This window comes from Bacillus sp. FSL K6-3154 (genome assembly GCF_040869395.1).
Lineage (GTDB): Bacteria > Bacillota > Bacilli > Bacillales > Bacillaceae > Bacillus > Bacillus safensis.
This window is the reverse complement of the sequence record NZ_CP152033.1, coordinates 2398693-2412959: the sequence shown is the minus strand read 5'-3', so window position 1 is coordinate 2412959 and position 14267 is coordinate 2398693. Positions and strand designations below refer to the sequence as shown.

General features: G+C 41.9%; 10 protein-coding genes. 4 read left to right on the top strand and 6 right to left on the bottom strand.

The window, feature by feature from the left end; genetic code table 11:
• Positions 1 to 182: 182 nt before the first annotated feature.
• Complete coding sequence (rlmD, locus tag MHH61_RS12375) at positions 183 to 1562, bottom strand: 23S rRNA (uracil(1939)-C(5))-methyltransferase RlmD (RefSeq protein WP_125587225.1); 1380 nt, start codon at positions 1560 to 1562, stop codon at positions 183 to 185.
• A 61-nt stretch (positions 1563 to 1623) separates the two neighbouring features.
• Entirely contained in the window at positions 1624 to 2532 is a 909-nt protein-coding gene (locus tag MHH61_RS12370; RefSeq protein ID WP_024424554.1) for a diacylglycerol kinase, read from the bottom strand.
• Positions 2533 to 2714: 182 nt separating this feature from the next.
• Between MHH61_RS12370 and MHH61_RS12365 the strand changes: the two genes are divergently transcribed.
• Positions 2715 to 3668 (top strand): nucleoside hydrolase, encoded by a 954-nt coding sequence (locus tag MHH61_RS12365; protein ID WP_125587224.1) that lies wholly within the window; start codon positions 2715 to 2717, stop codon positions 3666 to 3668.
• Between the two features lie 232 nt (positions 3669 to 3900).
• On the opposite strand, the gene MHH61_RS12360 is transcribed toward MHH61_RS12365, so the two are convergent.
• Positions 3901 to 7101 (bottom strand): efflux RND transporter permease subunit, encoded by a 3201-nt coding sequence (locus MHH61_RS12360; protein WP_125587223.1) that lies wholly within the window; start codon positions 7099 to 7101, stop codon positions 3901 to 3903.
• A 131-nt stretch (positions 7102 to 7232) separates the two neighbouring features.
• On the opposite strand from MHH61_RS12360, the gene MHH61_RS12355 reads away from it, so the two are divergent.
• A complete protein-coding gene (locus tag MHH61_RS12355; protein ID WP_125587222.1) occupies positions 7233 to 8078 on the top strand; it encodes a TetR/AcrR family transcriptional regulator in 846 nt (281 codons plus the stop codon).
• 179 nt (positions 8079 to 8257) lie between these two features.
• Here the strand turns inward: MHH61_RS12355 and gatB are convergent, their stop codons facing one another.
• The 3 genes from gatB to gatC are packed head-to-tail and all read right to left on the bottom strand — an operon-like array spanning position 8258 to position 11464.
• Positions 8258 to 9688, bottom strand: coding sequence for an Asp-tRNA(Asn)/Glu-tRNA(Gln) amidotransferase subunit GatB (gene gatB, locus MHH61_RS12350; protein WP_024426678.1), 1431 nt, complete (start codon positions 9686 to 9688; stop codon positions 8258 to 8260).
• Between the two features lie 13 nt (positions 9689 to 9701).
• Positions 9702 to 11159, bottom strand: a complete 1458-nt coding sequence (gene gatA / locus MHH61_RS12345) for an Asp-tRNA(Asn)/Glu-tRNA(Gln) amidotransferase subunit GatA (RefSeq protein WP_125587221.1) — start codon at positions 11157 to 11159, stop codon at positions 9702 to 9704.
• A gap of 14 nt (positions 11160 to 11173) precedes the next feature.
• Positions 11174 to 11464, bottom strand: a complete 291-nt coding sequence (gatC, locus tag MHH61_RS12340; RefSeq protein ID WP_024424549.1) for an Asp-tRNA(Asn)/Glu-tRNA(Gln) amidotransferase subunit GatC — start codon at positions 11462 to 11464, stop codon at positions 11174 to 11176.
• A gap of 422 nt (positions 11465 to 11886) precedes the next feature.
• On the opposite strand from gatC, the gene putP reads away from it, so the two are divergent.
• Positions 11887 to 13368, top strand: coding sequence for a sodium/proline symporter PutP (gene putP, locus MHH61_RS12335; RefSeq protein ID WP_024426679.1), 1482 nt, complete (start codon positions 11887 to 11889; stop codon positions 13366 to 13368).
• 161 nt (positions 13369 to 13529) lie between these two features.
• Entirely contained in the window at positions 13530 to 14228 is a 699-nt protein-coding gene (locus tag MHH61_RS12330; protein ID WP_169510856.1) for an MgtC/SapB family protein, read from the top strand.
• The last annotated feature ends 39 nt before the right edge of the window (positions 14229 to 14267 follow it).

Here is a 14267-nt window from a genome sequence, read left to right as displayed (position 1 = left end):
TTTTTATCATTATATACTTTAATATGAACCGTGCAAAATTGCAAAAAAGGACATTTGGTGATGAATTGCGGGATAAAAATATAATTCCACTTCCAAATATCATTTTTTAGGCCGATTGAACATACAAAAATAAAAACATCCCGATATCAATGTTTTTCACAGAATCGGGATGTCACAATACATTACTGATTAATCACAAGACTTGCTACACATTCTACATGGTTGGTATGCGGAAACATATCCACAGGCTGCACTTCCTCTGTCACATACCCGCCATCTTCAAGAATTCTCAAATCACGAGCAAGCGTCCCTGGATTACAGGACACGTAAACAACTCGTTTTGGTTTCATCTTTAAAATGGTGTCAAGCAGTGCTTCGTCACAGCCTTTTCTTGGCGGATCAACGACTAATGTATCTGCTTTGATGCCTTCTTTGTACCAATTCGGAATAACCGCTTCTGCTTCACCGACTGCGAATTCAACATTGTTGATTCCGTTTAAGGCAGCGTTGCGTTTTGCGTCTTCAATTGCTTCTGGAACAATTTCAACCCCATAAACTCTGCCTGCTTTTTGTGCGAGAAATAAGGAAATCGTACCGATTCCGCAGTAGGCATCGATGACGGTTTCTTCGCCTTGCAGCTCTGCATATTCAAGCGCTTTGTCATAAAGCACCTTTGTTTGAGCTGGGTTCACTTGATAAAATGAGCGGGCTGAAATGGCAAATTTGATGTCGCCAATCGTGTCATAAATGTATTCTTCGCCCCATAAAACGGTTGTTTCGTCTCCGAAAATGACATTTGTTTTCTTTGAATTCACGTTTTGTACAATTGACCGAACATGTGGGAAGCGTGCTATAATCTGCTCAATCACCTGCTGCTTTTGCGGAAAGTCAGCCGTTCTAGTAACAAATACAACCATCATTTCACCTGTTGCAATACCGTAGCGAACCATCACATGACGCAGCCAGCCTTTGTGCCGCTCTTCGTTATATGCTTTAATACCAAACGCATTGCATATGTCTTTTACTGCCTGTACCACATCGTCGTTTTCTGACTGCTGAATCAAACATTTTTCCATATCAATGATTTCATGAGTACGCTGCTGATAAAAACCTGCAACAAGTCCGCCTTCTCGTTCGCCAACTGGAACTTGTGCTTTGTTTCGGTAATTCCAAGGGTCTTCCATGCCGAGTACAGGATGAACTTTTACACGGCTCATATCAAGCTTGCCGATCCGCTCTAAAACGTCCTTTACTTGTTTCTGTTTAAATAGCAGCTGGCCTTCATAGCTCATATGCTGAATTTGGCAGCCGCCGCACTGTTTGTAAATGGGACATGGCGCATCTTGCCTGTGCTGACTTTCCTTTGTCAGCTCCATAAGTCGTCCAAAAGCAAATCCTTTTTTGACTCGTGTGACTTTGATTTTCCCTTGTTCGTCAGGAAGGGCATTCGGTACAAAGACAGGGAATCCTTCAATTTTCGCTACACCTGCACCTTCATGCGTTAAGTCTTCGAAGGTTACATTGTAGTATTCATTCTTTTCAACAGGCGGTTTCATTTTCACCAACTTTATCACCTCATTTGCAAAGAAAAACTTGGCCGCCATAAGGAACCAAGTTCAGTCTTCACCCTATTTTTTCAGCTGTTGCTTTTGGCACAATAAATTCAATATGGCGATACAGGTTTTCAAATTCACCTGGCAGCATGCCGCCGTATTCACCATCTAAATTTAATTGCATTTTATCTTTTACATCTACCTTCACGCGATTCGCTTTTGCGTAGATGACATTGTTATCATGAATATGCTCGCCTCTAAGAGCAAGACTGACCACTCGAATGGCTTCTGCTAAATTGACCTTCTTTAGAATAATCAGGTCAAACATCCCATCATCTAAAATGGAATCTGGCGCTAGTTTTTCAAAGCCGCCTACTGAGTTTGTGAGTGAAACAAGAAACAGCATGATTTCTCCATGAAACAATTTGCCGTCATATTCAATTTCGACTTCTGTCGGGCGGATAGAAGGAAGCATCTCCATGCCTTTTAAATAATAAGCAAGCTGTCCAAGCATGGTCTTCAGCTTACTAGGCACCTCATAGGTGAGCTCTGTTAACCGGCCGCCGCCAGCAATATTAATAAAATAATGACCATTGACTTTACCGATATCAAGCGGCTTCGCTACACCCTCAATAATGGCATCTGTCGCTTTTAAAACACCTTCTCGTGGAATGCCAAGTGCTCTTGCGAAGTCATTTGTCGTTCCAACTGGAATAATTCCTAGTTTCGGTCTTTTTTCAAGCGGTGCTAGTCCGTTGACGACTTCATTGATCGTGCCGTCTCCACCTGCTGCTACAATTAAATCAAAATCTCTCTGTGCGGCTTTTTCTGCTGCTTGCGTGGCATCTCCTGCACATGTCGTCGCATGACAAGAAGTTTCATAGCCAGCTTGTTCAAATTTTTGCAAAACCTGCGGTAAATTCTTCTTGAAGAGTTCACGCCCAGATGTCGGATTGTATATAATTCGAGCACGTTTCATTCATCATCATCCTATATTCATTATGCAATCTATTTTCACCACTAACAACCTTTAATTATACTATGAGATTTGAAAATGGCAACAAAACAACCACCTAATTATGTGAAATCTCCTAGCCAATCTCCCCCAGCAAGAAAGCATTCTGATAAGATAAAAGAAAACGCTGTAAAGGATGATATGCGATGAAAAAGCCTGTCTATTTTAATCATGACGGCGGTGTTGATGACCTCGTCTCTTTATTTCTTCTCCTTCAAATGGAACATGTGAAAGTCATCGGTATGTCTGTGATACCTGCTGATTGTTATTTAGAGCCTGCTCTCAGTGCATCTCAAAAAATCATTGATCGATTCAGCCCTTATGAAATTGAAGTCGCTGCTTCAACTTCTAGAGGCGTCAATCCGTTTCCGAAGGATTGGCGTATGCATGCTTTTTATGTAGATGCTCTGCCAATTTTAAATGAAAAAGGCACTGTTGATACAAAGGTGTCCAAGCTGCCAGCACACCTTCATCTGATTAAAACGGTTAAGAAGGCAAAAGAACCTGTCACCCTGCTCTTTACTGGTCCGCTCACAGATCTTGCACGCGCTTTAGAAGAAGATCCTTCTATCTCTAATAAAATTGAGAAATTAGTGTGGATGGGCGGCACGTTCCTTGAAAAAGGCAATGTTGAAGAACCCGAGCATGACGGGACAGCAGAATGGAATGCCTTTTGGGACCCTTATGCTGTGAGCACTGTCTTTCAGGAACCGTTCCCTATTGAAATGGTCGCACTTGAAAGTACAAATCAAGTCCCGCTTACACTTGATGTACGTCAGCGCTGGGCTTCTCTTCGTTCTCATATTGGAATAGATTTTATCGGTCAGTGCTACGCCTTTTGCCCGCCGCTCATTCATCATGAAACGAACTCGACGTATTACTTATGGGATGTGCTGACAACGATTACTCTTGCATCTACATCATTTACCCGTTCGAAAGAAGTTAATGCGATCGTTTATACCGAAACGCCAAAGCAAGGTCGCACTGAAGAGCATCCAGATGGAAAATCAATTCAAGTGATTGACCATGTAGATCGTGATGCCTTTTTCCACGCATTTGAAGAGCTTATGAGAAAAGCTGTTTGTCAGATTTCAAAATAAAAAAAGCCCCGCCAATACACGGGGCTTTCAAATAATTGACAAAGGGCTGAAATGATCTTTATTTTAGCCCTTTGTCTTCTTTTCAGCGTGATAGAAAACCTTTGCAGTCTAGGAAGGACGAGTACCGAAGCGGAGCGAATTTAATATTCGTGAGCACCGGCACGCAGTCCTGACAAAGAATGCGAGGGTTTGTTTACACGCTGAAAGCCCCGCCAATGAGCGGGGCTTCCTCTTATTCTTCTTCTGCGTACTTTTTCTTACGTCTAAACTTGCTTAACATTTCATACACGATTGGGACGATGACCAATGTGAGAAGTGTAGAACTTGTTAAACCGCCAATTACGGTTACGCCAAGTCCTTTTGATACGATCTGGCTTCCGCCTTCAAATCCTAATGCGAGTGGCAGCAGTGCACCGATCGTCGCAAGTGCCGTCATTAAGATTGGGCGTAATCTTGTTGTTCCAGCTTCAAGTAATGCTTCTCTTGTTGAGAGACCTTCTTTTTCTTTATGAATCACGCGGTCAATCAAGACAATGGCATTTGTTACAACGATACCGATCAGCATGAGTAATCCAATCATGGCATTTAAGCTGATGGTTTCTTTTGCTATAAACAATCCAAGCAGTGCGCCAATAATCGTAAATGGCAGTGAGAAGAGAATCGCAAATGGTGCAAGTCCTCCGCCAAATGTGATGACGAGAACGAGATACACAATGGCAATCGCTGCAAGCATTGCAAGGCCAAGCTGTGTAAAGGATTCCTCAATATCCGCACTTACGCCGCCTGTGTCAATCGTTACGCCAGATTTTAGATCAAGCTTGTCGACTTTCTTCTGAACATCCTGCGTTACACTTGAGACGTCGTCTGTTGTCATGTCACCAGACACTTCTGCGTAGATTTTCCCATCACGTTTTGTCACTGTATTTGCTGTCGTACCATCTTTTACTTTGACGACATCACCAATACGGACTTCTTGCCCTGTTGGTGTGGTGATCTTTTTATTTTCTAAATCTTTTTTGCTCTTATATTCATCTTTTTCCGTTTGAAGCTTCACATCAAGTTCTTTGCCGTCCTCTGTGACTTTCGTCAGTGTTGTTTCACTATTTTGAGGTGCAATCGCTTGAGCGATTTGTGAAGCAGTTAGACCTAGTTTCGCTAGTTTTTCTTGATCTGCATTAAACGTATATTCGTCGTATTTCTCAGATAAGCTTGTGCTGACATTTTTCAGGTTTTTCTCATCTTTTAAGATGTTCTCAACATCTTTTACTGTGCCTTCAATATCACTTGCTTTATCCCCGTACACATAGTACGTCACCGTATTGCTTGCACCAGCAGATGAGAAGTCTTGTGATTTCCATTCCCCTTTAGATGCTTTATCTTGCAGAGCTTTGACCACGCGATCTTTTTCTTTATCAAAGTTTGGCGTGTCATCATCATATTGTACGAAGAATAATGCACCGTTAGAGTTACCGCCAACACTTGCTGTCATGGCATTTGAAGAGCCTAGTGAATACTGAACTGTATTGACATGATCACGTTTCATCAAATAATCTTCAGCTTTTTTCGTTTCATCAATTGCTTGCTCTCTCGTTTGTCCAGGCTCTGGCGTGTATGTCACCATGGCCGTTTTCTCTGCTTCCTGTGGTAAGAAGCTGACACCGACAAGTGGTGCTAAGAATAAGCTTCCGACAAGCATAAGAATGGCAATTCCTGATGTGATCCATTTATGGTTGAGTGTCCAATTAAGTACACGTCTATAACCGCCAGCAAGCTTGCTTGGTTTATGTTCTTTTACTTTTTTCGCTGTGCCGTAGAGATTCTTTTTAAATAGACTGTGTGCCATCATTGGAACAATTGTAATGGCGACAAGCAGTGAAGCAAGTAACGCAAACACAATCGTTAGGGCAAATGGGATGAATAGTTCACCAATCATTCCACCTACTAATGCTAACGGTAAGAATACTGCAATTGTCACAATGGTCGAAGACATAATCGGGATAAACATTTCTTTTGTGGCTTCTCTGACGAGTGCCTTGCCTTTTAATGGTTCATCCTTTAATGCCATTCGTCGATAGATGTTTTCTATGACCACTATCGAGTCATCGACAACACGCCCAATGGCGACGGTCATGGCACCAAGTGTCATGATATTTAATGTAATATCCAGCTGATTTAATAATAAAACAGCAATCAACAGAGATAACGGAATGGAAATGACCGAAATTAATGTTGATTTGATATCTCGAAGGAACAACATAATGATAATGATCGCAAAGATTGCTCCGATGATCGCCTTGTTCAGCATTGTGCTGACAGACTCTTTAATCGGTCCTGCTTGATCATATGTGGTGCTTACTTTGATGCCTTTGTTGTCTTTTTTAAATTTCTCAAGCTCTTTTGTCACTTCTTCTGCTACACTCACTGTGTTGGCATCAGAACCTTTAACAATTTGCAGACCGATACTGTCTTTTCCGTTCGTTCTAGAGATCGATTCTGCATCTTTTACGACTTTAATATCTGCTATCTCAGATAGCTTGATCGTCGGCAGCTCTACAGATTGACTGCTTGCTGCACCTGCTTGCTGCTGACTTGCACTTCCAGCCTGCTGCTCCGCACCTTGCGCACCTGGGTTTTCTGAGCCGTTAGAAGGTGCTTCAGCTCCAGCGCTTCCCGCACCGCCGCCTGCACTTGGTGTGACTGGAATACGCATGTTTTTCAAATCTTTGACGCTTAAAATATTGCCGTCCACGACAACTGATTTTTGTTTGTTGCCAAATGTGTATAGACCTAATGGTACATTCACATCAGAGCCTTTGATCATGTTTTGGACGGTATCTTCATCTAGACCGTATTCTTTCAATTTCTTTTGTTTAAACGAAAATTCTACTTCTTTGATTTGCTGTCCTGAAGTTTCGACAGAAGAGACACCGTCTAATCCTTGAAGTGAAGGAACGAGATCATTTTCTACTTTTTGTGTAAGGTCTTGTAATGATTCTTTATCACCAGAGACACTAAGAGCTAGGATTGGAATCGCATTAATACTAAAGCGTGCGATTTTAGGTTTTTCTGCATTTTCAGGGAAATCGATATTGCTAATCGCATCTTCAATTTCCTTTTTTGCTTCATCCATGTCTTTGTTGTAATCGTACTCGATTTGAATGGATGATGCATTTTCAAATGAATTAGAAGTGACCACGCTGACCCCATTGAGGTTTTGAATCGATTTTTCAATTGGATCTGTCACCTTATCTGATACTTCGTCCGGCGTTGCGCCAGGGTACGTTGTAGAAACCGTAATGACTGGCGTGTTGATATTAGGGATTGATTCTTGTTTCATATTCAATCCGGCATATAGACCAGCAACTGTTACGATAATCGTCATGAGCCATACAGCGAACTTATTCTTTAATACAAAATTGATGATCGAATTCATTATATCCTCCATTTTCCTTTATGTATTGACTGACTGGTCATTCTATATCATAATAAACGGTGATATACAATGCCGTCAACCATTTCACTTGCGTTTGACGTAACATTCTAAAGCTGAAGGGGCCTTATTTCATGAACGAAAAAAAAGAAAAAATCATTAAAGCAAGCATCCAATTGTTTGCGAAAAAGGGTTTTTCTTCTACGACCATTCAGGAAATTGCAGATGAATGCGGAATATCAAAAGGCGCATTTTATTTACATTTCAAATCAAAAGAACAGCTTTTCAACCGAGCGTTTGAATATTATATCGACACTTCGATGCAAACTATCGAAATGATTCGAAAAGAGAATCAGCATCTCGCGCCGAGAGAGATCTTTCAGAAACAAATCGCTGAACAGTTTCAGCATTTTGCTGAGAACAAGGATTTTATCATTCTGATCCTCAGCGAGAACATTATTCCGGAAAACCAGCAGATTAAAAAGTATTCAAAAACTGTGAAAAAGCAAATGAACGATGAAATTCAAATTTCCATCTTGACCACTTATGGACAGGAGATCGAACCATATGTAACTGACCTGTCAGTCATGATCCAAGGCATTATCCAATCATATGTGCAGGTTCTGCTTTTACAGGATCAAATGCAATTATCATTTGATGAGCTCTCATCCTTTATACTCGAACGGTTTGATGATCTGGTCTACGGCTTGCTTCGTTCTCAGACGAAGCCGATTTTGAAGCAAACCATTTGGGATGATGAAGCGCCGAGTGCTGCTTCCCTTCAAGAGGAGCTTCGTTCGTTAAAGCTTGAGCATCTGCTTTCAGATGATACTGTTGTATCCATTGAAGTGATTGAAGAAGAGCTGGCAAAAGCTGAACCTCGTAAGCCAGTCATCCAAGGGATGCTGACGAATTTAGAAAAGTGTGAGGACCCTGCTGTTCTTAGAGCAGTTGAGCAATTGAAGCTGTTTCTTCAGTAACATGACGTGCTGTTTTCGATTTAGCTCACCTTTTCCCCTTCGAATGTGCACTTTCGCTTATGCTTCATTATAAGAAAAGATTCTCTAAATTGATATACGGCGGTGGTCTGAATCTATGATAAGACCCTGTCATTTCAAGCAAAAAAAACCGCCTATTACATAAGGCGGTTTTTTGCGATTTAGCGCTTTTTGATTTCTTCAAGGAGAATCTTGTTCACCATCGGCGGGTTAGCTTGGCCCTTCGATGCTTTCATGATTTGTCCGACTAAGAAGCCAATCGCGCGGTCTTTACCATTTTTAAAGTCTTCAATGGATTGCGGGTTGTTATCAAGTGCTTCTGTAACAAGTTTAAGCAGCGCACCTTCGTCAGAAATTTGGACAAGTCCTTTTTCTTTGACGATTGTTTCTGCATCTCCCCCATTTTCAATGAGCTCTTTGAATACCTTTTTCGCAATCTTTGAGGAAATTGTTCCTTTTTCAATGAGCTTGATCATGCCAGCAAGTCCTTGCGGCGTTAGCTTTGTATCGTTCAGCTCTTTTTGAGCAGAGTTTAAGTAAGCAGACACTTCACCCATGAGCCAGTTCGATGCTTGCTTCGCTTCTGCACCTTCTGAAATGGTCGCTTCAAAGAAATCAGACATTTCTTTCGTCAGCGTGAGTACCATTGCATCGTATGCAGGCAGTCCAAGCTCATCGATATAGCGTTTGCGGCGCTCGTCTGGAAGCTCTGGAATCGATGCTCTTACGCGTTCTTTCCACTCGTCATCAATGTACAGTTCCACCAAATCTGGTTCTGGGAAGTAGCGGTAATCATCAGATCCCTCTTTGACACGCATAAGGATCGTTTTTTTAGACGCTTCGTCATAACGGCGGGTTTCCTGTTCGATCAAGCCGCCAGAAAGCAATACTTGCTCTTGACGCTTTTCTTCGAATTCAAGGCCTTTTTGTACGAAAGCGAATGAGTTCAAGTTTTTGAGCTCTGTCTTTGTACCAAACTCTTCACGGCCGATTGGGCGAAGAGAAATGTTGGCATCACAGCGAAGTGAGCCTTCTTCCATTTTACAGTCAGAAACGCCTGTATATTGAATAATGGATTTTAATTTTTCTAAGTAAGCATACGCTTCTTCTGGTGTGCGAATATCTGGCTCAGATACGATTTCAACTAGCGGTGTGCCTTGACGGTTGAAATCGACGAGTGAGTAACCGTCGCCTGTGTGCGTCAGTTTCCCAGCATCCTCTTCCAAATGAAGACGCGTAATACCGATTCGTTTTGTTTTGCCTTCTACTTCAATTTCAATCCAGCCGTTTTCACCGATCGGTTTATCAAATTGAGAAATTTGATACGCCTTTGGGTTATCAGGATAGAAGTAGTTTTTACGGTCAAATTTTGTATCTGTTGCGATTTCACAGTTCAGCGCCATGGCCGCTTTCATCGCAAAGTTCACCGCTTCTTTGTTCAGTACAGGCAATACGCCAGGATATCCAAGGTCGATGACACTTGTTTGCGTGTTGGCAGCTGCACCAAAAGGTGTCGGCGAGCTTGAGAAAATTTTCGATTGTGTTTTTAGCTCTACGTGGACTTCAAGTCCAATTACCGTTTCAAAGTTCATTCTGATTCACCCCTTACAGTTCAGGTTTTGCTTTATGATGATCTGTTGCTTGCTCAAAAGCGTGAGCCACGCGGTACACTGTTCCTTCGTCAAAGTGCTTGCCGATGATTTGCAGTCCTAACGGAAGGCCATTTGCAAATCCACAAGGCACACTGATTCCTGGAACGCCTGCAAGGTTAACAGGGATCGTTAAAATATCGTTTGCATACATGGTTAGCGGGTCGCTTGTCTTTTCACCAATGTTAAATGCAGGAGTCGGTGTTGTTGGTCCTACAATGACATCATACTTTTCGAAAACATCTTCAAAGTCTTTTTTGATCAATGTACGGACTTTTTGTGCTTTTTTATAGTACGCATCATAATATCCTGAGCTTAGCGCGAATGTACCAAGCATGATGCGGCGCTTCACTTCGTCTCCAAAGCCTTCAGAACGAGTATTTTTGTATAAATCAATCAGGTTGTCTGCATTATCTGTACGGTAGCCATAGCGGATGCCATCAAAACGAGCAAGGTTTGCAGATGCTTCTGAAGAAGACAGTAAGTAGTAAGTCGCAAGCGCATATTTAGAGTGCGGAAGAGATACTTCTTCCCACGAAGCACCAAGTCCTTCTAATACTTTTAACGCTTGAAGAACAGATTCTTTTGCATCCTCGCCAACGCCTTCGCCAAGGTATTCTTTCGGCACAGCAATTTTCAAGCCTTTGATGTCGCCAGTTAATGAAGAAAGAAAATCTGGGACATCGACATTTGCACTTGTTGCGTCCATTTGATCGACACCTGCAATCGCTTGAAGAACATATGCGTTGTCTTCTACATTACGTGTAATCGGACCAATTTGGTCTAATGATGAAGCAAATGCGATTAATCCGTATCTGGATACACGGCCATATGTCGGCTTAAGACCGACAACCCCGCAGAAAGATGCCGGCTGACGAATAGAACCGCCTGTATCTGAACCAAGTGAGAACGGTACTTCACCTGCCGCAACAGAAGCTGCTGATCCACCACTTGATCCGCCTGGAACAGTGTTTAAATTCCACGGGTTTTTCGTCGCTTTGTAGCCTGAGTTCTCTGTAGAAGATCCCATTGCGAATTCGTCCATATTTAATTTACCAATTGTGACTGCTTCAGCGTCTCTTAGGCGGTTCACAACGGTTGCATCATAAATTGGATCAAAGTTTTGCAGGATTTTACTTGAAGCTGTAGTACGCAAATCCTTTGTAACAATGTTATCTTTCACACCGATCGGCATACCGAACAATAGGCCAAGCTCGTCCTTTTCACCAACTGCCTCGTCCAATTCCTTTGCATACGCACGTGCTTTCTCTTCGTCCAGTGCAAGGAATGCTTGTACTTTTCCGTCTACTTCATTGATTCGTTTATAAGACTCGTCCACTAAATCAGAAACAGACAGTTCCTTTTTATGTAAAAGCTCTTTTAATTCAGAAATTTTGTGATCAAACAGTGACATGTCTCGGGCCTCCTTTAGTCCAAAATTGATGGCACACGAATATAGCCGTCTTTATGATCAGGCGCGTTTTTGACGACTGCCTCAATGGAAAGACCTTTATTCGGAACATCTTCTCTCATGACGTTTTTCATTTTTAATACGTGTGTAGTAGGTTCAACGTTTTCCGTATCTACCTCGTTTAACTGCTCTGCAAATGAAATGATGCTATCAAGCTGTTCTGTAAACATCTCAGCTTCTTCTTCTGTAATCGCAAGCCTTGCTAAATGCGCAACGTGCTTGACTTCTTCTATTGAAATTCTTGACATGCAGGTTCACCTCCAAAAATGATGCGTACTCGTGGTCATGATCATAAGTCATATACACTTTATCATATCAAATTTTACTGTTCTAAAGCAACTTTACGCAGGTGCGGTAAAAGGTCCGTTCTCTTGAAACGTCTTTATAATCAAATCGATAAAAGAAATATTCAACAGGTGACTTTTATTTTTCAGAAAATTTTTACTTTTATTTGTTTTTGTAATCGCTTACATATTGATTCTTATCATCGATCTGCCCATTTTTCCTTCAAAATGAAGAGGTTTAGGCAGGTTGATCACTTGGGAATACTCTGTTAGGTTAAGTAACCATAGCAGTGAGCGGGACAGTCAAGCAAAAAAGCTGCCTTCGCACTTCTGTATATTTTGATTGAGGTGATGTCAAATTAATACGAAAAAGGTGAGAACACAAAATGAGTATTGAAGTTACAATTTCCTTATCTATTTATTTTATCGGGATGCTTGCCATTGGCTGGTATGCATTCAGGAAAACACATAATTTAAATGATTATATGCTTGGCGGACGCGGGCTTGGCCCATTCGTTACAGCCCTTTCAGCAGGTGCTGCGGACATGAGCGGATGGATGCTGATGGGTGTGCCAGGTGAAATGTATAAAACGGGTTTATCGACAGCCTGGCTTGCGATTGGTTTAATCGTTGGTGCTTACTTGAACTACCTCATTCTTGCACCTCGTTTACGTTCTTATACAGAGATTGCGGATGATGCGATTACGATTCCTGATTTCTTTGATAAACGCTTCAAAGGTTCATCTGCTTTATTAAAAGCTGTTTCAGCCGTCATCATTTTAATTTTCTTTACCCTGTATACATCGTCTGGGATGGTATCAGGCGGACGTTTATTTGAGTCAGCATTCGGTGCTCACTACATGTTTGGACTGATTTTGACGTCAAGTATTGTCATTTTGTATACATTGTTCGGCGGTTTTTTGGCAGTGAGCTTAACGGACTTTGTCCAAGGAGCTATCATGTTTTTAGCATTAGTGCTCGTGCCGATCGTTGCCTTTACACAATTAGGCGGACCTGTTGCTACATTCCAAGATATTCAACAGATTGACCCTAAATTGCTTGATATTTTTAGAGGAACGAGCGTCATTGGCATTATTTCCTTCCTTGCTTGGGGACTAGGTTACTTTGGACAGCCGCATATTATTGTGCGCTTTATGGCCATTACGTCCGTTAAAGATTTAAAACCAGCACGCCGAATCGGAATGAGCTGGATGATTATTTCAGTGATTGGATCACTGTCTGTCGGTTTAGTGGGTGTTGCCTATGTTCATGAAACGGGTATGAACCTTGCTGACCCAGAAACCATCTTTATCGTCTTTTCTAAAGTATTGTTCCATCCATATATCACTGGATTTTTACTTTCTGCCATTTTAGCTGCGATTATGAGTTCAATTTCGTCTCAGCTGCTTGTCACAGCAAGTGCCATGACAGAGGATCTATACAGAACGTTCTTTAGAAAAACAGCATCAGACAAAGAGCTCGTCATGATTGGCCGGATGTCTGTACTCGTTGTCGCTGTGATTGCTCTCTGCCTTTCACTTAACCCAAGTGATACCATTCTTGACCTTGTCGGTTATGCGTGGGCAGGATTTGGTTCTTCATTCGGTCCAGTCATCTTGCTTTGCCTATACTGGAAACGAATGAATCATCACGGTGCCCTAGTTGGAATGATCGTTGGTGCGGTTGTGGTTCTGACATGGATTACAACTGGCCTCAACCATGCGACAGGTATTTATGAAATGATTCCAGGCTTTACGCTTAGTGGATTAGCTGCCATTATTGTGAGCTTGTTGACAAGTAAGCCGTCAAAAGCATCAAAACAGCTTTTCAACAAAATGGAAGATCATCTTGAGGAAGAAACAAAATAAAGAATTGAAGAGTCATCTGCCCTATGCGGATGACTCTCTTTTTAAATAAAATAAAAAGCTTTTCTTTCTTCAGAAACTGAATAAAATAAGAGTTGTGCAGCCATATGGGCTGTGAGAAGATCATATACATGTTGTGAAACGTACATGAAGTGAAAGGAGCGATACGCATGTTTTGGACAATTGAATGGGATACAGTCTTAAAATTAGCCGTGGCCACCTTAATCGGTCTGATTATCGGGCTTGAACGAGAGCTGAAGAAAAAGCCCCTCGGATTAAAAACGTGTATTGTCATTGCTGTCAGCTCCTGCGTCTTAACCATCATCAGCATTGATGCAGCCTACAATTTCCCTCGAGTCTCTAAGCTTCAAATGGACCCACTCAGGTTACCGGCACAAATTATATCTGGTGTTGGTTTTATTGGAGCAGGTGTGATTCTTCGAAAAAGCAATGATGTCATCTCAGGACTCACGACTTCTGCAATGATCTGGGGAGCAGCAGGGCTTGGGGTTGCAACAGGTGCAGGGTTTTATAAAGAAGCCTTCCTCAGTCTTTTCTTTATTCTCATTAGTGTCGAATTCCTGCCATGGCTCTTCCAGCGGATCGGACCGATTCGCCTGCAGGAAAAAGAAATCCGCATCAGAATGTCTCTTTCTGACAGAAACCGCATGACCGATATTTTAAAAGAAATGAAAGCTCTCAATATCCGCATTCATTCTGTACGAATTGATGATTTAAAAGAAAAGGACTATCCGATCATGGAAGTACGCGTACGTGTGCATAAAGACCGCTATACAACCGATGTGTACTTTGATATTAAAGATCTAGAAGGCGTCGTTGGCGTGAAGTGTGATACGGTATAGTCATAAAAAACCCCTTGCTGTTTAACACAGCAAGGGGTT

Coding starts and splice junctions, on each gene's coding strand:
- gatC (WP_024424549.1), bottom strand. CDS start 11,464: ATGTCAAGAATTTCAATAGAAGAAGTCAAGCACGTTGCGCATTTAGCA.
- gatB (WP_024426678.1), bottom strand. CDS start 9,688: ATGAACTTTGAAACGGTAATTGGACTTGAAGTCCACGTAGAGCTAAAA.
- MHH61_RS12355 (WP_125587222.1), top strand. CDS start 7,233: ATGAACGAAAAAAAAGAAAAAATCATTAAAGCAAGCATCCAATTGTTT.
- MHH61_RS12360 (WP_125587223.1), bottom strand. CDS start 7,101: ATGAATTCGATCATCAATTTTGTATTAAAGAATAAGTTCGCTGTATGG.
- gatA (WP_125587221.1), bottom strand. CDS start 11,159: ATGTCACTGTTTGATCACAAAATTTCTGAATTAAAAGAGCTTTTACAT.
- MHH61_RS12370 (WP_024424554.1), bottom strand. CDS start 2,532: ATGAAACGTGCTCGAATTATATACAATCCGACATCTGGGCGTGAACTC.
- MHH61_RS12365 (WP_125587224.1), top strand. CDS start 2,715: ATGAAAAAGCCTGTCTATTTTAATCATGACGGCGGTGTTGATGACCTC.
- putP (WP_024426679.1), top strand. CDS start 11,887: ATGAGTATTGAAGTTACAATTTCCTTATCTATTTATTTTATCGGGATG.